The sequence below is a fragment of the Lentzea jiangxiensis genome (genome assembly GCF_900104175.1).
GTDB lineage: Bacteria > Actinomycetota > Actinomycetes > Mycobacteriales > Pseudonocardiaceae > Lentzea > Lentzea jiangxiensis.
In genome coordinates, this window is record NZ_FNIX01000015.1 from 25156 (window position 1) to 46687 (window position 21532).

13 protein-coding genes are annotated in these 21532 nt (G+C 72.1%); 3 read left to right on the top strand and 10 right to left on the bottom strand.

The genetic code is table 11. The annotated features are described in order from the left end of the window. Positions 1-220: 220 nt before the first annotated feature. Positions 221-631 carry a pantetheine-phosphate adenylyltransferase gene (coaD, locus tag BLQ91_RS29410; RefSeq protein WP_090102003.1) on the bottom strand — a complete coding sequence of 137 codons (411 nt, stop codon included), beginning with the start codon at positions 629-631 and terminating at the stop codon, positions 221-223. Between the two features lie 289 nt (positions 632-920). On the opposite strand from coaD, the gene BLQ91_RS29415 reads away from it, so the two are divergent. Then, on the top strand, positions 921-2843 hold the full coding sequence (locus BLQ91_RS29415) for an ATP-binding protein (RefSeq protein WP_143022861.1): 1923 nt from the start codon (positions 921-923) through the stop codon (positions 2841-2843). Between the two features lie 278 nt (positions 2844-3121). Here the strand turns inward: BLQ91_RS29415 and BLQ91_RS29420 are convergent, their stop codons facing one another. The 7 genes from BLQ91_RS29420 to BLQ91_RS29450 all read right to left on the bottom strand — a co-directional run bounded on the left by BLQ91_RS29420 (position 3122) and on the right by BLQ91_RS29450 (position 16580). Beyond that, positions 3122-5383, bottom strand: a complete 2262-nt coding sequence (locus BLQ91_RS29420; RefSeq protein ID WP_176960011.1) for a hypothetical protein — start codon at positions 5381-5383, stop codon at positions 3122-3124. Further along, positions 5380-6021 carry a peptidoglycan-binding protein gene (locus BLQ91_RS29425; RefSeq protein ID WP_090102007.1) on the bottom strand — a complete coding sequence of 214 codons (642 nt, stop codon included), beginning with the start codon at positions 6019-6021 and terminating at the stop codon, positions 5380-5382. The genes BLQ91_RS29420 and BLQ91_RS29425 overlap by 4 nt, the downstream gene beginning before the upstream one ends. Before the next feature lie 413 nt (positions 6022-6434). After that, a complete protein-coding gene (gene aroF, locus BLQ91_RS29430) occupies positions 6435-9551 on the bottom strand; it encodes a 3-deoxy-7-phosphoheptulonate synthase (RefSeq protein ID WP_090102009.1) in 3117 nt (1038 codons plus the stop codon). Then, positions 9551-10480 carry a GHMP family kinase ATP-binding protein gene (locus BLQ91_RS29435; RefSeq protein WP_090102011.1) on the bottom strand — a complete coding sequence of 310 codons (930 nt, stop codon included), beginning with the start codon at positions 10478-10480 and terminating at the stop codon, positions 9551-9553. The genes aroF and BLQ91_RS29435 overlap by 1 nt, the downstream gene beginning before the upstream one ends. Next, positions 10477-11994, bottom strand: coding sequence for an argininosuccinate lyase (locus BLQ91_RS29440; RefSeq protein WP_090102013.1), 1518 nt, complete (start codon positions 11992-11994; stop codon positions 10477-10479). The genes BLQ91_RS29435 and BLQ91_RS29440 overlap by 4 nt, the downstream gene beginning before the upstream one ends. Further along, the gene (locus tag BLQ91_RS29445; protein ID WP_143022862.1) at positions 11991-15206 is read right to left on the bottom strand and encodes an amino acid adenylation domain-containing protein; all 3216 of its coding nucleotides are present in this window, start codon (positions 15204-15206) and stop codon (positions 11991-11993) included. The genes BLQ91_RS29440 and BLQ91_RS29445 overlap by 4 nt, the downstream gene beginning before the upstream one ends. A 144-nt stretch (positions 15207-15350) precedes the next feature. Further along, on the bottom strand, positions 15351-16580 hold the full coding sequence (locus BLQ91_RS29450; protein ID WP_090102018.1) for an MFS transporter: 1230 nt from the start codon (positions 16578-16580) through the stop codon (positions 15351-15353). Positions 16581-16711: 131 nt separating this feature from the next. Between BLQ91_RS29450 and BLQ91_RS29455 the strand changes: the two genes are divergently transcribed. Beyond that, the gene (locus BLQ91_RS29455; protein ID WP_090102020.1) at positions 16712-17275 is read left to right on the top strand and encodes a GNAT family N-acetyltransferase; all 564 of its coding nucleotides are present in this window, start codon (positions 16712-16714) and stop codon (positions 17273-17275) included. Between the two features lie 15 nt (positions 17276-17290). Here BLQ91_RS29455 and BLQ91_RS29460 read toward each other — a convergent pair whose 3' ends face one another. Beyond that, on the bottom strand, positions 17291-18286 hold the full coding sequence (locus tag BLQ91_RS29460) for an ATP-grasp domain-containing protein (RefSeq protein ID WP_143022863.1): 996 nt from the start codon (positions 18284-18286) through the stop codon (positions 17291-17293). Positions 18287-18288: 2 nt separating this feature from the next. After that, positions 18289-19977, bottom strand: coding sequence for a class I adenylate-forming enzyme family protein (locus BLQ91_RS29465; RefSeq protein ID WP_245733889.1), 1689 nt, complete (start codon positions 19975-19977; stop codon positions 18289-18291). A 202-nt stretch (positions 19978-20179) separates the two neighbouring features. On the opposite strand from BLQ91_RS29465, the gene BLQ91_RS29470 reads away from it, so the two are divergent. Continuing rightward, positions 20180-21529 (top strand): phenylacetate--CoA ligase family protein, encoded by a 1350-nt coding sequence (locus tag BLQ91_RS29470; protein ID WP_090102026.1) that lies wholly within the window; start codon positions 20180-20182, stop codon positions 21527-21529. Positions 21530-21532: the final 3 nt, after the last annotated feature.

Here is a 21532-nt window from a genome sequence, read left to right on the forward strand (position 1 = left end):
GCACCGACAGGGTCACGCCACTGCCAGCGAGTTCCAGCCCATCGATTTTCCATGGTGAAGGCACTCTGGTCGCTCATGTGCCGCTCTCACTGCATGAGCACCCGAGGGTTCGAACGCTCGCTCCGCGGCATGTGAGTGCGTTCCGGGGGGACGCCGTCTGGTCCGGATCCCGATCCGAAGGGCGTTGGAACTCGCGTCGAGCTGATCGTCGAACGGGGTGTTACCGCTGGGCCGTCGCCGCGATGAGGGTTGAGGAGATGTACGCGTGCGCGGGATCGGCCGGGACGAAGAGCGTTTCGATGCCGCTCAGGTGACGGTTCGCCTGGGCCATCGGGAACTCGTGCTCCAAGTCGCCTGGTGTGCGCGTTCCTCGCACGATGACACCGATACCCGCTCGGTGGCAGTAGTCGACCAGCAGCTGGCCGGCGCTGGAGTCCACTGTGACGTTGTCCAGGTCGCTGGTCATGTCGGTCAGCAGGGCCAGTCGTTCGGCGAGGGGGAGACGGCCGGTTTTCTTCGGGTTGGTCAGGACGCACATCACGACTTCGTCGAACATGCCCGCGGCCCGGCGCACCACGTCGAGATGTCCCTGCGTGGCCGGATCAAAAGAGCCGGGGAATACAGCGCGCATGGCTTGTCATGGTAGCGATCAGCGGTGATCCGCAGGGCGGCTGGTGGCAGGAGTCTCTCCCCGCAACGGAACAGCTCCACCAGGCCGACCACGTACTGGATGCGGAGCTCGGCCGATTGCGTCATCCCGCTATACGAACCATCCTCGCCCGCTACGAGCGCTAGCGTGCCTGCACGCGAAGTCGCAGCAGCACCGTCAACGTCCGCTCATCGGCATGAGGGCGTCTTCACTCGGCATACGATCAGCGGCTTGACAGTGCGTTGTCGGTGAATTGCGGTACAACGGTTTGGTGCGCAACGAACTGAGAGGTGAGGTGCACGGCGTCGCGATGCAGGCGCGCGACGTCTACCTGAACACGCCCGTGCCTGCACCGACAGCCCTCGCCGGGCTGCCTCCGGTGGACGTGGGATTCACCGGCCGTTCTGCTGATCTCGCGTTGCTCGCTGAGGCGTTGCGCTCGCCGCAGCCGGTGGTGGTATCGACGATCATGGGACTGGCGGGTATCGGCAAGACCACTCTGGCGATCAAGGCCGCGCACGATGCAGTGGCGGCGGGCTTGTTCTCTGGCGGCGTGTTGTTCATCGATATGCAGGGCTACTCAGACGAGATCAAAGTCGAACCGCGGATCGCACTCTCAGTTTTCTTGCAGGCGATGGGCGTCCCCGCGAGCCAGGTGCCGGCGGAGCAGGCGGCGCGAGAAGCGTTGTACCGAAGCAAGCTCGTCGAGTCCACCAAGCCGGTGCTGGTCGTGCTTGACAACGCGTCGTCCGCCGACCAAGTCCGGCCGCTGCTGCCTCCTGGCATCACTCACCGCGTGCTGGTCACCAGCAGGCACACCGTGAGCGACCTGCATGGCGCCCGGAAGATCACGCTGGACGTACTGCCGGCTGCGGATTCGACTGCCATGCTGGGCAACGCTCTGCGAACCGCCAACCCAGACGATGACCGGCTCACTGACGACGTCGGCAAGGAGATCGCCGATCTGTGCGGGCACCTGCCGCTCGCGCTCAGCATCGTTGCGGCGTTGCTGAGTGATGACCCGAACCGCCCGCTGGCCGACGTCGTGATGTCGTTGCACGACGCCGCCACACGGCTCGGTGAGCTCGAGTACGACAACCTCGCGGTGCGGGCGGCGTTCGATCTGTCCTACGAACGGCTCAGCGAGGACGAGGCGAGACTGTTCCGACTGCTGTCAATCAACCCCGGAAGGCAGGTGAACACCGGCGCCGCTGCTGCGTTGATCGACCTGCCAGAGCGCGAGACGAGGAAGTTGCTCGGCGGGCTGCGGCGAGCGCACATGATCGAGCACGGCGAACCTAATGGCTGGTACCGATTTCACGACCTACTGCGCCTCTACGCCGCCGACCGAACCAGAAGGGAGGAAAATTCCGAAGGTCGTGAAGCCGCGACGATCCGGCTGCTCGACTACTACGTCGAAGCTGCCGAACTCGCGGAGAGCCAGCGCCCCTCGACCGAGACCCGACAGCGCGCGCTTGCGTGGCTGAGTACCGAACGCGGCAACCTGGTCGGTGCGATCGCACTCGCGTACAAGCGCGGGCAGTACCGGCGTGTGCTCCGCCTCGCGTTCGCAATGGGGACGTTCCTGTTCCGTCGCCGCGGTCAGAGCGATGACGGGCTGATGGCGTACCTACTGGCTCTTGACGCGGCACGCCAGCTCGCTGATCAGGTCAGCGAGGTGAAGGTGCTGCTAGGCCTCGGTCGTATCCACCGCGACCTGGAGGATGGTGCTTCCGCATGGAAACGGTTCGAGGCGGCCGCAGCCGCCAGCCGCACGCTTGGTGACCGTGATACCGAGGCGCGGGCGCTGCACAACATGGGGTCCATCGCCCGACGCCGCAGGGACTATCAGCTGGCGGAGGCCATGTACGACCGGGCACTCAACCTCTACGTACTGACCGGCGACCGGGTCGGCGTTGCGGAGATCCACTGCAGTATGGGCACGTTGGCCAGGCGCCGGCTGAACGACGACCAAGCGACCGAGCACTACATGACGAGTATCGCCATCTGCAGGGAGATCGGGCATCACGGTTTTGAAGCGCGGGCACACAAGCGGCTCGGCGTACTGGCCAAGGTCAACGGTGACCTACTCATGGCTAGGGGACACCTGGAGGCAGCCTTGGCTGCATACCAGGTGGCGGGCGACGACTACCGAGCCGTCGAGGTGCGGCGCATGTTGCGTCAGTTGAGGTAGCGGACCTGTCACCGTGTGGTCGTTACGGAACTCGCCGACGGTAGCGTCGGACGTTCGCTCATCGGCATGAGCGTGTCTCCGCTCAGCACACGATCAGCGGCATGAGCGGACGTTTGAGCGGCGAGGATCGTGCGTAGGTTGGATTGAGGTGTCCCACTGGACGGGCGAGGGCGGGCGCGGCTCGTCCGGCGACACACCACTAGGTAGGGCCTTCAACGCCCGACGAGCCGACGGCGACCGGTTCCGGCTCGCTGTCGGCTCGTCGGGCATGACCGGGATCAGGTGGAGGGGACTGCGCTGGGAGGTGACGTGACCGTGGTCGTCGGCTCCGCGGACGACGGTGGCGTGGTCGTCACGGTGGTGCTCGGTGGCGTGGTCGTCGTGGGGGCGTCGGACGAGGTGGTCGGACGGGGACTTTCCGCCGACGTGGTGCTGGGCGGTGGTGTGGTGGCCGGCACGGTGCCGGGCAGGGGAACGCCTTCCTGCCGAAGCACGTCGAGGATGCGGGACTTGGCATCCTCCAAGGCCTGCTGGATCTGTTGTGCGGTCAGGCCCGCCACGTCCTCGGCCAGCCGGGACAGCTCAGCCCACACCGCTTCGAGCCGGGCTTTCGCCTGGGGGCTCAGTTCTTCGGGAAGGCTGACGACCAGTTGTGAGGCCAGCGCGTACGTCACGCACTCGACACACGAGTGGTTGACGGCAACGGCGACGTTCTGCGGCACCACCACGTTCGCCTGGCCCACCACGAGAACCACCTGGAAAGCGACCGCCACCGTCGTGCAGCCTCGGCACGAGGCCAGCGCGTATGCCTCGTTCCTGTTGTCCACCACGCCATCGGTCTCCCACACCAGGGCGAAGGACACCTTGTAGCGGACCGCGCCGTCGGTCGTGTTGACGACCAGGACCTGGTTGTCGCCCGGCCCCGGGGGTTCCGGCCGGTCGAACGGGAAGACCCACGTCGGGGCACCCGGCGAGACCGGTTCCAGGACCATCGCCAGGACCGGCTTGTCCTTGCTGGGCAACGGTTTGCCGGCGGGCCACACGGTCTGGGCGGACACCGGTCGCGCCGGTTGGACGGGAGCCGGACCCGACGCGGCGGCGGACGCGACATCGGTGATGGCGCCGCGCTCGTCGGGCCGGATCGGCCGGTACCGGTCGGATTGCGGCCACCAGGCCCACGCCAGGCCCGCGATCACAGCGATCCCGCACAGCACCACGAGCGCGCGCCGACCGGGCCTGCTCTCGGTGGAGCGCCAGGTGCGGGCGACCAGCTGACCCGTGAGCCGGGTCAGCAGCAGGCCGATGCCGAGCACGGGCAGCGCGATGGCGGCCACCCCGAGCACCCGCACCAGCACCAGCGCGAGGTCCCCCTCACCCAGCGCCGCGTGCGCAGACCGCCACTGCTCACCGGCGCTGTGCCACGCCGTTCCCACCACGCGCGGGAACGCCAGCACCAGCAGCGCCGTGCTCGCCAGCAGGACCGGCACGACGACGAGCACCCACGTCGTCACGACCGCCCGCGCCCACGGCTTGAGGACCTTCGACTCCGGCTTGCCCCAGCGGTGCGGCAACAGGCCCAGCAGCGTGGGCTTGATGTGGTGGAACAGGTCGGGGACACCGGTCAGGTCGGCGAGCACGTGGTAGCCGTCGTAGCGCACCAGGGGCGCGAGTTGGCGCACCATCTGGAGGATCTGCGTGGCGATCACCAGCAGCAGCGCGTCCCAGCCGGTCAGCCACCAGGCACCGTGGACGGTGACCGCGACGAGCGCGTTGAAGTACAGCCCGCCCAGGTCGGTGCGCAGCCGGCCGGCCCGGCCGAGCCGGTAGCTGTCGGTGACGTCGGTGTAGAAGGCGGGCCACAGCAGGTAGACGCCGAAGCCCATCGCGCCGGGGGTCGCGCCGCCGTACCGCGCGGCGGCAGCGTGGCCGAACTCGTGAAAACCCGCCGAGAGCACTGACACGCCGAACACGAGCAGCAGCAAGGTGGGTTGGTGGAACGCCTGGTGCGTGGCGCCGGCCAAGCCCTTGACGAACAGCACCCAGAACGACACCGCCGCGAACGCCACCAGCACCGAGGCCACCACCAGCGGGTGGAACAGCCGTGCGAACGGCGCGGTGACCCGCCGGGTGACGCCGGGCTCGCTGATCACGCGGCGCAGGCGCAGGCCGAGCAGCGGTTCGGCCTTGCGGTGCGCGGGTTGGGAGCCGTCGGGGAGTTCGAGCACCCCGAGCGGGCGAAGCCTGGTCTCCAGCAGGACGCGCACGTCTTCCGCGGTGACCGAACGGCCGATGGCCGGCCCGACGGCGGCGGCGATCCCGGCGTGGTCGGTGCGCCCGTCCACAGCTTCGAGCACCCGGTACAGCAGCGGGGTGAGTTGGAGGACCTGGCCGTCGGCGCGGCGGACCAGGGCCGGTGGGCGGCGGTAGCCGGAGCCGCGCATCTCGCCGATCAGTTCGACGTCGCGCGCCCGGCGCGGCGGGGTCGTGGTGACCACGTCCCCGCCGGCCGGGTGCGGTGAGGCGTTCACGAGATCGCTCACTGGTCGATGTCGGACCTCTGCTCGGCATTCGCCTCGGCGGTGCCGTCGATGGTCTGCTGGATGATCGCCTGCTGCTGCGCGACGGCGGTCGCCTCCGAGCCGACGGAGCCGAGGTTGGCGGCCACGGCGGCATCGATCGGGGCGGCCACGTTGGCGTTGAGGGCCACCGCGCCGTTGATCGGGGCGGCCAGGTCGAGGTCGGCGGCGAGGTCGACGTCCACGTTGAGCAGACCGCCGTCCAGCGCGCCGGTCAGGTCCGTGGGCGTCGGGACCTGCGCCCCGCCGACCGGCGGCTGCGGGGCAGGAGCCGGGGACGTGCCCTGCCCGATGGCGCTGTCCTGGTCGGAGTTGGCCACCGCCTCGCCGGTGATGCCCTGCTGGATCGCGACGCCCTGGTCGGCCATGGCCTGCGCGGTGGAACCGTCGGACAGCACGTTCGCGCCCACGGCGGCGTCGATCGGGGCCGCGATGTTGGCGTTGCCCGCGACGGCCAGGCCGATCGGCGCCGCGAGGTCGAGGGCGAGGTCCAGGTCGACGTTCAGGTCGAGCAGCGAGTACACCTCCTTGTCCGGCAACGCCGTGCCGCCCTCGGCGGCCAGCTCGTCCATCGACAGCGGGGGCAGCTTCGCCTCGCTCATCCGTCACTCCACTCCGTCGGCACGCCGACCGGACCTCGGCCGGCTGGTGGTCCGGACCTTTGCCGCTCTTCGTGGCCCTGAAACGGCCGGAGCCCGTTGTGAGGGCGAAATCGTCCTGGTGGCGGCTGTTCGTTGCGCCGAATGGCCGACGGTGGAAGTGAAATCCTTTCAGGACAGCGCAATCCGGATCCAGGGCGGTTCGAAATCCGCTTCGAGGCTCGAGATTCGGGATCGAGGCAGCCTTCCACCGGAGCCGCACCGAACTTCCTTGCAGTCCCTGTTGCCCGAGCGAGGAGAAGCACCTCCGTGGTTGAGCGTCGGACCCCTTCACCCCGGCCTCGGCGCCCGGGTTGGCGCACAGGCGCTCCACGGCGGAGACGCCCTGGAGGCCCGCGCCACCACGCGGAGCCGGATCACCGCACCACGCCGCGCTCCGGGTCGAGCAGCTGCCGGGGCAGGCGGCCGGCCAGCGCGGCCCAGTCCTCCAGCTGCCCGGCCAGGCCGGACAGGTCGGACGAGGTGAGCGCCTGCGGGCCGTCGCACAGCGCCGACGCCGGGTCCGGGTGGACGTCGATCATCACGCCGTCCGCGCCCGCCGCCACGGCGGCGCGGGCCAGCGGTCGCACCAGCTCACGCCGCCCGGCGGCGTGCGAGGGGTCCACCACGACCGGCAGGTGCGAGCGGGCCTGCGCCAGGAGCACCGCCGACAGGTCCAGGGTGTTGCGGACCGAGGGTTCGAAGGTGCGGATGCCGCGCTCGCACAGCACGATGTCACTGTTGCCGCGCAACGCGATGTACTCGGCGGCCAACAGCCACTCCTCGACGGTCGCGCTCATGCCGCGCTTCAGCAGCACCGGTTTCCCGCTGTCGCCGACCGCTTCGAGCAAGCCGAAGTTCTGCATGTTCCTGGTGCCGACCTGGAGCATGTCGGCCCAGCCGGCGACCAGCTCCACATCGCGGCTGTCGACCACCTCGGTGAGCACCGGCATCCCGGTCTCCGCGCGCACCTCCGCGAGGATGCGCAGCCCGTCGGCGCGCAGGCCCCGGAAGCCGTAGGGGGAGCTGCGCGGCTTGTACGCGCCACCCCGCAGCAGCACCGCGCCCGCCGCCTTGGCCATCCTCGCCGCCTCGATCGTCTGTTCCGCCGACTCGACCGCGCAGGGGCCTGCGACGAGCGTGAAGGTGTCCGGTCCGATGGCGACCCCGCCGACCTCGACGGTCGAGCGGGTCTCCCGCGCGGCGCGGTCGACCAGCGGGTGGGTCGACGCCGGTCGCGCCTGCGGCTGCCGCAGCCGGAAACCGATCAGCGCGGCGGCTCGGTCCAGGGTCTCGACCAGCTCGGCGCGCGTGGGCGCGGTGGCGATCACGTACCCGGCCCTGCCCCGGAAGTCGACAGGCGGGGCCACCTGTTGCCCCGGCTGGGCGGTGATCGTCACCGCCCGCACGCCGGGCAGCGCCTCGACCAGCGCCACGCCGGTCACCTCGTCGAGCACGCCGGCCTTCGGCGGCAGCAGGAACTGGATGCCCGCGTGGCCCTCGACCGACTCCGGCAGTTCGACCTCCGCACCCGCCGCGGCGCGCACCTGCGCGTCGAGCAGGTCGACGCCGGTGGCCAGCCGGAACAGCTCGGGGATCATGCCGCCCGCCAGCCTCGGGTTGATCTCGACCACGGACGCGCCGTCCGGGCCGATCTTGACCTCGGTGTGGCTGGGACCCGCTTCCAGTGCGACCGCGGCGAGCGCGGCGCGCACCGTCGAGGCCACCTCCTCGGCCACCGGCGCGGGCAGCGCGGCGGGCAGGACGTGCCGCGTCTCCACGAAGTGCGGGCCGGGGGTGACGGTCTTCTCGACGATTCCGAGCAGCCGCTGTTCCTTGCCGGTGCCGAACATCTCGACGCTGTACTCCGGCTGGTCCAGGTACTGCTCGACCAGCGCGGCCCGCCGGGTGGCCTGGCCCCGGACGTTCGCGGTGACGGCGAGGATCGTGGCGGCCTGCGCTGCTGCCTCCGCCGTGGTCGCGCACCGCAGCACGTTCGTCGACCCCGAGTCGCCGACCGGTTTCACCACGCACGGCAGTCCGGCGACGGCGACGGCGTCGCCGGTCGTCGTGGGTTCGGTGACCACGGCGAAGCGGGGCTGCCGCACCCCTGCGCCGGCGAGCGCGCTCCGCAGCGCGGCCTTGTCCCGGCAGCGCTCCACGGCGTCGGCGTCGGCGGCGGGCAGGCCGAGCCGGGCGGCGAGCCGGGCCGCCGTGGCGAGGTAGAACTCGCTGGTCGTCGTCACGGCGGCCACCGGGTCCCGGCCCGAGACCCTGGCGACGGCGAGCGCCAGCGCGGCCTCGTCGTTGGTGTCGCAGGTGACCACGGTGGCACCGGTGTCGGCCAGCCCGTGGTAGCGCTCCGGCTGGTTGGTCACCAGCACCGCCCGGTAGCCGAGTTCGCGGGCGACGCCGAGGGCCCGCATGCCCGTGCCCGTGGTGTTCGCCTCGACGAAGACGAACAGCGGCGGCCGGTCGCTGTCGTTGACCCGGAAGGACCAGCTGGACACCTGGGCGCCCGCCGCGACCCGGTGCGGGGTGGTCGCGAGCGGCAGGCCGGGCAGGCCGCGCTCGGCCCAGTACGCCTCGTCGTGCACGGTGTCGGAGTACCTGTCGCCCCGGTCGGGGAGGATGCCGACGACGCGGGTGCCGGGCAGCGCGGTGGCGGCGAGCCAGGTGAGCACCCGGTACACCGAGCCGGAGGTGTTGCCGCCGAAGAGCTTCTCCTCCCGGGTCAGCGCCCTGGTCGCCTCGAACGCCTCGCGGTCGTTGAGCCAGTGCACCTCGTCGATGACCGCGTGGTCGAGGTTCGGCGGGTGCAGGCTGTTGCCCAGCCCGCTCTGGAGCCGCTGCGGCCAGTCGTGCTGTCCGAACAGGACGCTGCCGACGCAGTCCACACCGATCACCCGCAGGTCGGGCAGGCGCTCGCGCAGCGCCCGCGAGGTGCCGCAGAGCGAGCCGCCGCTGCCGACCGCGCCGACGAGCACGTCGACCTCGCCCAGTTCGGCGACCAGCTCATCGGCCAGTGCGCGGTAGGCGGCGGGGTTCTCCGGGTTGGAGTACTGCCTCGGCCAGAACGCGCCGGGCAGCGTGGTCATCAGCTCGTCCAGTTTGGACAGCCGGGCGCCCTGCCAGCCGTTGCCGTCCATCTCGGTCACCACGTGCACGGCGCACCCGAGACCGGTCAGCTTGGCCATGGTGATCTTGTCGATGCGCGGGTCGGTGACGATGTGCACCGGGTGCCCCAGCAGGGTGCCGACCAGCGCGACGCCCAGCGCCATCGTGCCGGAGGAGCTCTCCACGATCGGCGCGCCCTCGGCCAGCTCGCCGGACCTGCGAGCGCGCGTGATGATGTTCTTGGCGACCCGGTCCTTCATCGCGAACAGGTTCTGCATCTCCAGCTTGGCGTGGACGAGCACGCCGCGCTCGGAACCGGTCCGCAGTCGCACCAGCGGGGTCCCGCCGATCGCGTCGATCAGGCTCTCGTTCAGCATCAGCGCCGCTCCAGTCCGTCGAAACTCAAACACCGGTACACCGCGACGTTGCCCGCGATGGACGAACACGCGCCCGCCGCCGCCGCGACCTGGTCCGGGTAGCCCGGCACCGCCGGGTCCAGCAGCACCCCGAGGCTGGTCCCGCTGTGCGCGGCGACCACGCCGAGCCCGCCGACCTCGCGGCACACCTCGAGCACCCGCTCCAGCAGCGCCTTGGGGCGCAGCACCTGGTTCATCAACGCGCTGCGGGTGGCCACCCGGCCCACCTCGGCGAGGTCCCCTCGGCCCACCGCGTCGGTCACCCGCGCCAGCAGCCCGGCGTACTCGCGCCGGTCGGCAGGGGTGAACGGCTTGGGGATGCGGTTGAACTCGACGGTGTCGACCTGCCCGCCCTCGTCCACCCCGACAACGGTCATCGCCGGCAGCGAGCCGAGCACCGAGTGCAGCGCCACCCTGCGGTGGTAGAAGGCGACCACCCCGGGGTAGAGCACGCCGTCGGTGGGTTCGATGCCCGCCAGGTAGGTCTCGAGGCGCCGGGGCGGCAGGTCGATCCCGAAGGCGGTGGCCACGGCGCGGGCGGTGGCCACCAGGTCCGCGGAGGAGCTGGCCATGCCCTTGCCCTCCGGCAGGCCGCTGTCGATCCGGATCTCGCCCGCGACCGGGCGGCCCGCGTCCCGCAGAATCATCCCGGCCAGCCGCAGCGCCTTGGTCTTGTGCGGGGGCCACACGGTCAGCTCGCCCGCCTCGGCGCTGCCCCGGAAAGTCGCCACGGACCAGCGCGCGATCGGCAGCGTGACCAGGAAGTCGCCGTCCCGCTCGGGCAGCACGCCCTGCAGCAGTTCGCCGAACACCCCGAAAGCGGTGCCGACGCCGGTGACGCCCCGGTAGAGCGGGCCGGGACCGGCGAGACTGCCCACCGCCCCGTTCACGACCGCACCCGCGTGTCCTGCCGCGCCTCGGCGAGCTCGGCCGCGAGCGCGGTGTCCGCGTCGGCGACGCCGGCGCGGCGCGCGGCCCAGTCCGCCGCCAGCCGGTCGAGTTCGGCGTCCTGCGCGGCGAGCAGGTCGCGCACCGGCCCCGGCCCCGTCGACCCGGCGGTGCGCTTGGCCGCGAGCGCGGTGGTGACGTCCATGGCCTCGCGCAGGATCGCGGCCGAGTGCGGCGTGCGGTACCCGTGATCGGCCAGGGCGGCCTCCAGCAGTTCCGGGTCGGGATCGGTGGGCGCTCGCCCCGCGTCGACGGCGGCGACGACATACCGCCCGGCGACGACCTGGGCGGTGCGCCACGGCACATCCGCGCGCAAGGTCAGCTGGTTGGCGAGGGTGAAGCCGCCGAAGTACTCCGCCGCGCACGCCGCCGCGAGGCGCTCTTCGGCGAACGAGAGCCGGTCGAGCACGCCGGTGAGCAGCCGCGCGATCGAGGCGAGGTGGTCGAACGCGGCGGGCACCTGCGCGCTCGCCTCCTTGGACACCTCGACGGAGTTGCTGTAGGACGTGGCGCGCTGCGCGGTGGCGATGCCGTGGTAGGCGGCGTGCAGGTGCGCGGTGCGGCCCCGGATCCGCTCCAGCACGGGGAAGTTCTTCTTCTGCGGCATCGCCGAGGAGATACCGGACCAGTCGTCCGGCAGGTCGATGAAGCCGTAGCCCGTGCCACCCCAGGTCATCAGGTCGGTGACGAAGCGGCTCAGCGCCACGCCCAGCATGGAGAACTCCGCGCACGCCTCCAGCGCCCAGTCCCTTTGGGACACCGCGCGCAACGCGTGCCGCTGGGCGCTGTCGCACCCGAGCAGCCGCGCCATGCGTTCGCGGTCCCAGACCAACTCCTGACCCGCCATCGCGCCCGCGCCCATCGGGCAGGTGTTCGCGGTGCGGTACACCGCTTCGAGCCGCGACAGCGTGTGCAGCAGCTGCTCGGTGAGCGCCGAGAAGTAGAACGCGGGGCTGACGAGCTGGGCGGCCTGGGAGTGGGTGTACCCGGGCATCACCAGGTGCGCGGTGCGGGCGGCGAGCCTGCTCGCCGCCCGTCCCAGCTCGAGCAGGAGGTCGGCGGTGTCCAGCAGGCGGGCGCGGCCGTGCAGCAGTTGCGCGGACGCCTGCAGGTCGTTGCGGCTGCGGTCGACGTGCCAGGCGGGCGGTACCCCGGGCAACCGCGCGGTCACGAACCGCTCCAGGCCGAACGCCAGATCGCTCATGGCGGCCCCGGCGACGCGCCCCACCGCCTCCGGCGTCGCCGCGTCGAGCGCGGCGTCGATGCCCTCCACCTGCGCGCCGGTCAGCAGGCCCATCCGCGCGTACTCGACGAGCAGGACCTTCTCCAGCCGCACGTACTGCGGCAGCAGGGCGGCCAGCTCGAAGCGCAGCTGCGGTTCGAGGACCTCGGTGCGCAGCAGGTCGTCGGGCCCCGCCGAGATCCGGCCGGTCAGCTCCACGTGGTCGGTGCTCACACCAGGCTCCTCGGGCTCGTCGGGCGTGGACAGGCCCCCAGCACGATCCGGGCGACCTCGGCGGCCCGGCTGCTCGGGAAGTAGTGGCCGCCCTCCGGCAGCTCCCGCAGGGTCAGCACGTCGCTGAGGCCGGCCCAGGCGGGCAGGCGCTCCCGCGCCCCGGCGGTGTGCGGGTCGTCGGCCGCCACGACGATGTCGACCGGTGCCGCCACCCGGTGCGCCCCGGGCGCGCGGAGCACGTCGCGGAAGAACCGGTTGGCGCCGCGCACGTCGTGGCGGTAGGCGGCGCCGACGACGCGGGCACGGCGCGGACTGCCGCCGTCGACCTCGATGTAGCCGCTGTCCTCCAGCATCGCGGTGACCAGGTCGCGCTCGTCCAGGGCGGCCACCCGCACGTCCTCCGCGCGCAGCTCCGAGTCGGTGGAGGGCCGGACCGCGCCGAGGAACACCCGCCGCGCGGGCTCGCCGTCGTGGTCGAGGAGACGGGCGAGGGCCAGCGCGGGCGCGGCGCCGCTGCTGTGGCCCCACAGCAGCAGCGGGTCGTCGGCCCCGAGGTGGGTCCGCAGTTCCGCCCGCACCGCCTCGGCGATGGCGGGCACCTCGGCCAGTTGCCCCGGTTCCGCGTCGAGGTCGTGCCCCGGCAACTCGACCGCCAGCACCCGCACCCGGTGCGCACGCAGCTCGCGGGCCAGCTCGTGGAAGTTGACCGAGTTGCCGCCCGCGTGCGGGAAGCAGACGAGCGTCGCGACCGGTTCGTGGTCCACATCGGACAGTTGGTGCAGCAGTGGTGGCGCAGGCGGCGGGCGCTGCTCGTCGATCACCGCCGCCAGCTCGGAGAGCACCGGGTGCGCGAGCACCTGGCGCAGCGACACCAGCCCGTCGAGCCGCAGCAGCAACCGCACCACCGACAGCGAGGTGCCGCCGAGCCGGAAGAAGTGGTCGGCGTGCCCGATCCGCTCCAGCGGCACGTGCAGCACCTCGGCCCAGGCCGTGGCGAGCGCGCGTTCGGTCGGTGTGACGGGCGCCGCGTACGGCCCGTCGGCGTGCCCGAGCGTCGCCGCGACGGTCGCCAGGACCACCTTGTCGATCTTGCCGTTCGCGGTGAGCGGCAGCCGGTCCAGCCGGTGCACGTAGGTGGGCACCAGCTGGTCGGGCAGTTGCTCGGACAGCCGGGCGCGCACCGCTCCGCCGTCGAGCGCGGCGGACCCGGTGAAGAACGCCACCAGGATGGGCCCGCGCCCCGCGCCGCTGTCGACCACGACCGCGCCCGAGGTGACCCCGTCGATGCCGGCCAGCCGGTGCTCGATCTCGCCGATCTCGACCCGGACGCCGCGCACCCGGATCTGCTCGTCGCGGCGGCCCAGGAACTCCAGCCGCCCGCCGGGTAGCCAGCGGCCGATGTCCCCGGTGCGGTAGAGCCGCCTGTCCGGCCGGTGCGGGTCGGGGATGAAAGCCCGCGCGGTCTGCTCCTCGTCGTCGAGGTACCCGCGACCCACGCAGACACCGGAGAAGGCGATCTCGCCCGGCGCACCGAGCGGCAGCAACGACTTCGTGTCGTCCAGGATGGAGACGTCCACGTTGCGCACGGGACGCCCGAGGGTCACCTGCTCGTCCGCGTGCCGCAACACGGCGTGGGTGGTGTCGTCGGACAGTTCGGTGGCGCCGTAGGCGTTGACCAGCGTGGTGCCGGGGCAGCAGGCGAACCACCGGCGAGCCAGGTCCGGGCGCAGCACCTCGCCGGTCACCGACAGCGCCCGCACGGCACCCAGCCCGCCCGGCCCGCTCTCCAGCCGGGCCAGCAGCACCTCGAAGTAGGACGGCACCAGCTGGGCGACCCGCACGCGACCGGTGGTCAGCTCCTCGACCAAGGCGTCGGCGTCGAGCAGCACCTCCGTGTCCACGATCCGCGAACTGCCCCCGCACAGCAGCGGTGCCAGCAGCTGCCACAGCGAGATGTCGAAGCTCTGCGCGGCGGTCTGGGCCACCACCTCGCCCGCCACGAGCTCCATGTCGGCGATCTTGGCGAGCAGGTGGTTGAGCAGGCCGCCGTGCTCGCACATCACTCCCTTGGGCGTCCCCGTCGAGCCCGAGGTGAAGTAGACGTAGGCCAGGGCGTCGGGGGAGACGGGGACCGGGTCGGCGTGGGCGCCGGTGCCGAGGAGTCCGTCGATCGGCAGCACCGCGCGCCCTGCCGCCCACGCACCGGGCTCGACCCCCGGCCCGGTCAGCACCACCCGGCACCCGGCCCGGTCGAGCACGGAGGCGATCCGTCCCGCCGTCGCTCCCGGGTCGACGGGGAGGTAGGCGCCGCCTGCCCGCAGCACGCCGAGCACGGCGGCGGCCCAGCCGAGGCCGCGGTCGGCGACGACGGCGACGATCTCGCCGACCGCCTGCCCGCGCTCCAGCAGGGCGGCGGCCACCTCGGCCGACCGCGCGTCCAGTTCCCCGTGGGTCCAGCTCCGGTCGCGGTGCGAGACAGCGACCTCGTCCGGCTCGCGCGCGGCCCGCTCGGCGATGAGCTGGGCGGTCATCCGGTCACCGAGGGGGACGCGCGGCCCCGACAGCTCGTCGAGCTGGTGGCGGATCTCCGGCTCGTCCAGCAGGTCCTCGACGCGGTGGACGGCGTCCGGGTCTGCGCACAGCAGCCGCGCGGCGGCCAGGTGGTACCCGGCGATCCGAGCCACCGCGTCGGCGGAGAGCAGGTCGGAGCGCGAGGTCACGGTGAGCGTGCCCGCGGTGAAACGCACTCCGAGCACGGCCTCGTGGCGCGCACCCTCCGGTGACAGGTCGAGCACGGTCTCGACCGGCTGCTCACCGCGTGGTGCGCCTCCGAGTGCCTGGCCACCGGGCGGTGTGCCGCCGCGCACCTCGGTGGCTCCGCTCACCACTTCGGTCCAGCGCCTGCCCGCGACCTCCGACGAGACCGCGCGGACGGCCGCACCGGTGACGAGTCCGGTGACGGGAGCCGGTTCGGCGGTGAGCGCCCGCAGCACGGCCAGGTGTGCGGCCAGCACCAGCGCGTCGACGGTCGTGCCCAGGGCGTCGGCCGTCGCGCCCAGTCGGTGCCGCAGCGGCGCCGGAACCTCCCGGTGGCAGTCGACCGGGACGGCGGGGCCGGGAGCGGGCCAGCGCGGCACGGCGGTGACGACCCCCGGTGACGGGCCGGTGCTCGCCACCCGCTCCGAGGCCGGATCAGGCGAACTCAGGTACACGTGATCTCCCTGGGCAGCACGCGGTCCGCGCCGGAGACGACAGCGCGGATCCCCCTTTTCCTTTCCACACTAGGCATCGCGTGGACGCACCGAACCGGCTTTGTTGCGCACGGACACAGCGGTTCTTGCGGACGGCATGCGCTGTCAGCCCGCCGCCTCGACGCCCTGCGCGGCCGGCACGTCGTCCATCTGCCGCCACACGGGGAAGACGAACGGGCACAGCGCGGCCAGCAGGCACAACCCGCTGAACGCGTAGGCCGCGCCGTGCGGGCCGATGCCGTCGAGCAACACCCCCGCCACCACCGAACCGATCGGCATCGCCGCGCTGCCGACGGCGTGCAGGGCGCTGAAGACCCTGCCGCGCAACGGTTCCGGCACGCGGTCGTACTTGACCGCCGAGATCACCGGGTTGATCGCGCCGTTGGCGAGCATGCCGAGTGCCAGCAGTCCGATCAGCACCACCGGCGCCGGGTCGAGCGCCACCACCAGGTACACCGGTGGCCCGGAGACCAGGCCGCAGAACGCGAAGGTGCGCCAGCGGTGCGTGCCGGAGCCCCAGAGGGCGTAGCAGGCGGTCCCGAGCACGCTTGCGCCGCTGGCCGCGCCGATGATCACGCCGACGAGCGTGCTGTCGTGCCACACCAGCACACCGAAGGCCGGCAGCAGCACCGAGAGCAGGCCGGTGGTCAGCGCGTTGGCGCTCGCGTTGCTCGCGCCGAGCACCACCAGCAGCCGGTCGCGGCGCAGGTACGCCAACGCTTCCCGCAGCTCTTGGAGGTAGCTGGTGCCGCCGCTGCCCCGCGTCCGGGTCACGCGCACGAACACCGCCACCAGCACGGCCGCGACCAGCAGCGCTCCGCCGTCGGCCAACAACACGGTGGTGGGACTGGTCGCCGCGATGAGCAGGCCACCGAGCACCGCGCCGAGCAGGTCGCCGACCCGTTGCGCCGCCTCCTCCGCGCCGGTGCCCCGGGACACCTTGGTGCCGGTGGCGGCCAGCACGGCGGGCATGAGCACCTGCTTCGCGCTGCGGGACGGCGCGCGTCCGGCACCGACCCCGAACGCCAGCACCACCAGCAGCCACAACGGCACGCCGATCGTGTGGTGCACCAGGGGAATCGCCGCCACCGCGACGCAAGTGAACAGGTCGGCGGCGATGCTCGCGCGCTGGGCGCCGTAGCGGTCGATCAGCGGTCCGGCCAGGACGACCGACAGCACCAACCCGAGCGTCTCCGCGGCGGCGACCACACCCGTGGTGAGGCCGCTGCCGGTGGTCTGCAGCACGAACCACGGCACGGCGATCAGCGTCATCGTCGAGCCGACGGTGGCGATCGCGCCCGCGCCGATCAGCGCGACCAGCGGGGTCCTGCTCATCGGCCACACCCCACCCGCGCGGCCGCACCGCTCCGCCGGGGACTGCTAGCATCGCACCGCCACGGCAGCGCCCGGCACCACCGCGCGCCGTGAATGTCTAGGCGAGCCAACGATTCGGAGCTGCTCCAGCCATGCGACCCGTTGTGACGGAACGACTTCTGCTCCGTTCGTTCACCGAGTCCGATCTCGACGACCTGCACGACATCCAGCGCCGCCCCGACGTCGCGCGGTACGTGTTCTGGCACGCCCGCTCGCGCGAGGAGGTCCAGGCCGCGCTCACCACCAGGGTGGGCCAGACCGAGCTGCGCGCCGAGGGCGACAACCTGGCGATCGCGGTGGTGCTGCGCGAGACCGGCAGGCTGATCGGTGACTTCAACCTGGAGTGGATCAGCGCGGAGCTGGGCCGGGCCGAGATCGGGTTCGTGATGAACCCCGAGCACTCCGGCCGGGGCTACGCCACCGAGGCGGGGCGCGAGGTGCTGCGCCTGGCCTTCGAAGAGCACGGCTTCCACCGCGTGGTCGGGCTGTGCAACGGCGAGAACCACAGCTCCCAGCGGCTGATGGAGCGCCTCGGCATGCGCCGGGAGGCGTTCTTCGTGCAGGGCGAGATGCTCAAGGGCGAGCGCGTCGACCTGGCCGTGTACGCGATGCTCGCCACCGAGTGGATGGCGGCCGAGCGGGCCGTGCGCGGCTGAGCGGGACACCCCGCCTCAGTCCCGGCTGCGCTGGTCGAGCAACCGGCCCGCCCAGCGGAAGAAGGCGTCCGCCAGGTCCGTTCGCGCGGGCTCGGGGAACTGTGAGAAGTTGGCCATCACCGTGCACCACTCACCGAACACCGGACCGCGCTCGGTCATGAGGAAGTCCACGCACAGGTAGTCGGCGCCCAGCGCCCCGACCACGCGCAGGCAGTCGTCGAGCACCCCGGAGAGGTCGGTGTCGGGGGTGGCCTCCCCGCCTTGGGCGATGTTGGACAGGTACCGGCCGGCGACCTGCTCGCGCAGCATCCCGGTGACCACCTCGCCCTCCACCACCGCGACCCTCAGGTCGCCGGTGTTGGGCAGGAACTCCTGCACCAGGTAGCCCTTGCCGGTCTGCGCCGCGATGTCCACCGCGGACCGCAGCTGTTCGAAGGTGTCGACCTTGAGCACACCGAACCCGGTGCCGGACTCGCGGGCCTTGAGGATGTAGGGGCCGTCGCCGATCTCGCGGCGCACCACCGCCAGCCCTTCGCGGGCGTGCCTGCGGAACGGCAGGGCGACCGTCTTCGGCACGGCCAGGCCCAGCTGCGCCGCCCGCCCGATCATCGCGAGCTTGTCGCGCTCGAGCCATTCCGGCGCGGCCATGGCGTGGTTGAGCACCAGCGAGTCGCTGGCGTCGATGATCCGGGAGATCCCGTGCAGGTAGGACACCGCCTGCTGGTCGTTGCCGATGTCGTCGACGATGTAGCACTGCCGGGTCTCCAGCAGGTCCACCCCACCGCGCCACAGCCGGGGCCGGTCCACGCAGGTCGGGGTGAGTTCGCTCGCCGGGATGAACCGGAAGCCGAACCCGTGCCGGGCTGCCTGGGCGTTCCACCGGTCGGTGATGTCCGCGATGATCTTGTCGAGGTGGCTGGGGTTGAAGTCGTCCGGGTTGTAGACCCAGTTGACGACCCGCTCCACCGGTGTGGTCGAGGACGGGTCGGCTGGGCGCAGTGGTGAGTACACGATCACGCCTCCGCGAGGGTCGTGGCGAGCTTCGAGGTCGAGCCCGCGGCCAGCAGGTCCTCCAGGGCGGCGTACTTGTCCCGCAGCTGCCGCTTGAGCACCTTGCCGGTCACGCCCTGCGGTATGTCGCCCTCGTCCGTGGCCAGCTCCAGCACGGCCAGCTCCAGCAGTCCCGCCGAGCGCAGCGCCCGGTTCGCGGTGTCCAGCAGGGTGTCCGGGGCCACGCCCGCGTCGGCGGTGGCGACCACGGCCACCGGCACCGTCCGGCCCCGGTGGCGCCCGGCGACGACGGTGCAGTCGGAGATCATCGGAACCTCGCTGAGCAGGAACTCCTCCAGCCGCACCGAATGCGCGGTGCCGTGCTCGGTCTCGATCGCGTCCACCGCCCGGTCTACCTGGTAGAAGTCGCCGTCGGCGTCCTGGTAGGCGAGGTCTCCCGAGAGCCACCAGCCGCCGAGCCTGCTGCGGTAGGTGGCGTCGGAGTCGTTCCAGTAGCCCGCGGTGATGGTGGGGCCCTTCGCCCCGAACAGCCCGATCTCGCCGGGCTCGGCACGGGTGCCGTCGGGTCGCAGCACCGCCACCTCGGCTACCGCGTCGGGGCGGCCGACGCAGCGGTCGTTGCGCTGGGAGGTCAGGGACCGGGGCTGCACCATGATCCCCCAGCCCAGCTCGGTCGCGCCGAAGCGGTCGTAGAACACCGCCGGGGGCAGCTCCGGGTCGCGCTTGGCGAGGATCGCCCGCAGGTGCGCCTCGTGGATCGCGTCGCCCATGGTGACCCAGCCGTCCACCGAGTCGAGCGCGCCGTCGGCGACCTCGACCTCGGCCAGTTCGGCGAAGGCGTGCGCGAACGCCATCACCGTGGTGGGCCGGTGCTCGGCGATCGCGCCGGCCAGCTCGGCCCCGGTCGGGTCGTAGAGCGGGACCAGCGGGGTGCCCGCCAGGATCGCGTAGTTGGCGTACATCACCGAACCCAGGTGCGACTGCGGCTGCGCGGCCATCATCACCGCCTCCGGCCCGTCGATGAAGTCGGTGAGCCTGAACCTCGGCCCGGCGATGCTGGAGTGGTGCGTCTGGATCACCGGCTTCGGGAAGCCCGTGGTGCCGGACGAGTGCAGCACCGACACCGGGTCCTCCGGCGCGTGCCGGAACCGGGCGGAGTCGGGCAACCGCGCCGGTGGCGGGGCGGGCAGGTCCTCTGCCGTGAGCGTCCACCGCAGACCGTCCACTTCGGACAACTCGGGTCCGAGCGCGGCCAGCCGGTCGCGGGTGGTGTACAGCCCGACCGGCGTGGTGCGCCGGCACAGGTGCAGCGCCGATGCCTTGGGGGCCTTGCTGTTGACCAGCACCCCGATCGCGCCGATCTGCGCGAGGGCGTGGAAGTGCACCGAGTAGGCGAAGGAGTCCTCCAGGTACACCAGCACCCGGTCCCTCGGCCGCACTCCGAGTTCCAGGTAGTGCACCGACCAGCTCTGCGCGAGCTCGTCGAGGTCCAGCAGGCTGAACTCGATCCGCCACTGCCCCCGCGGCGTGGCGATCGGCCTGCCGGAGCTGATGAAGGGCAGGTCCGGGTGCGCGGCGACGGCCAGCGCCGACCGCAGCACGTTCCCGCCACCCAGGTCCTGGTCCGCCGCGAGGGCCGCGCGGCCGTCCGGGGACAGCAGGGTTCTGGCGGACAGGGCCATCGCAGACATTGGGTGCGCCTTTCGGGTCCGTGTGCTCGCCCCGATCGTGCTCACCCACACCCGCCGCCGCGAGGGATTTGTTGCGGTTGTCCTCCGTCGCACCGGGGCACGCCGCGTTTGTTGCCGGTCACCGCCAGAACCGGTCCCGGCGCCGGGAGTGCGGGGTATATCTGGGAAACCCGATCACCGCAGCGCCAAGAGGAGCACGCCCATGAACGCGGTCGGTACCCCGGGAAGCCACCGGGCGTCGCGGATCCGGCTCGCCGACGACCAGGACGTGGTCGACCGCACCGAGCTGGATCGGTTGCGGGAGCTCAACTTCACCGCGATGGTCGACGCCGCGCTCGCCACTCCGGCGGTGCGCCGCCGCTGGCCGGACCTCGCGCCCGGCATGACCACCGCCGACCTGCGGCGGCTCCCGCTGCTCAGCAGCCGCGAACTCGCCGACGGCAGCCCGCCGCACTCGCCGGAGTTCCGGCTCGGCGGCGACGGCCCCGGCATGGTCCTGCGCTCCAGCGGCACCGCGAGCAAGCCCAAGATGATGTACCACTCCTGGGAGTTCAACCACCAGGTCGGCACGCTGGGCGCGCGGGGGCTGCTCGCCGCGACGCGGTCCGCGCCCGCCAGGCGGGTCGCCAACTGCTTCTACCCAGCCGAACTCAGCGGTGGCGCGTTCCTGTTCACCCAGGACGTGATCCGCCTCGCGAACGCCCGCTCCTTCCCGCTCGCGAGCCAGACCAGCCCGGCGGAGACAGCGGCGGTCGTGGCCGAGCACGCCGTGGACGCGCTGGCGGCCAACCCCGGCTACGGAGTCGAGGTGCTGACCGGGTCCTCGCCGAAGCTGATCGCCTCCCTGCGGTACTTCTTCTACATCGGCGAACTGCTCGGCGAGGCGCGCCGCGCGGCGATCGCGGAGGTCGCGCCCCGGCTCACCGTCCGCTCGCTCGCCTACTCCACCTCCGAGACCGGGCCGATCGGCTACCAGTGCGAGCAGCTGTCCGGCGCGACGCACCACGTGCACGAGGACGCGGTGGTGGTGGAGGTCGTCGACGAGAAGACGGGGGAGCCGCTGCCCGACGGCGCCACCGGCGAGGTGGTCATCACCGCGCTCAGCGACACCGGGATGGCGCTGTTCCGTTACCGCGTAGGCGATGTCGGCGCGTTCCGCACCAGCCCGTGCGCGTGCGGCAGCGCCGCACGGCTGCTGACGTTGCACGGCCGCACCGCGACCTCTCTCAACATCGACACCGAGGTGGTCTCGTCCGACCTGCTGCTCGGCCAGCTCGGCAGGCTCGGCATCACCGAGCCCGCCGACTGCCAGCTCCAGGTGCTGCCCGAGCCGCACGGGCACCGGCTGCGCCTGCTGCTGTCGAGCCGCACACCCGAGTGGATCACCACCCAGGCGGTGGTGGACTGCCTCAGCGACGCCCAGCAGCTGCGCGCGGTGCTCACCAGCGCGCAGTGCCTCGGCTTCAGCGTCGAGCGGGTGCCCACCGAGCTGTTCGCGCGCACCGACCGGGGCAAGGTCCCCGTGCTCTACACCCACCCGAGTGCCGGATGACCC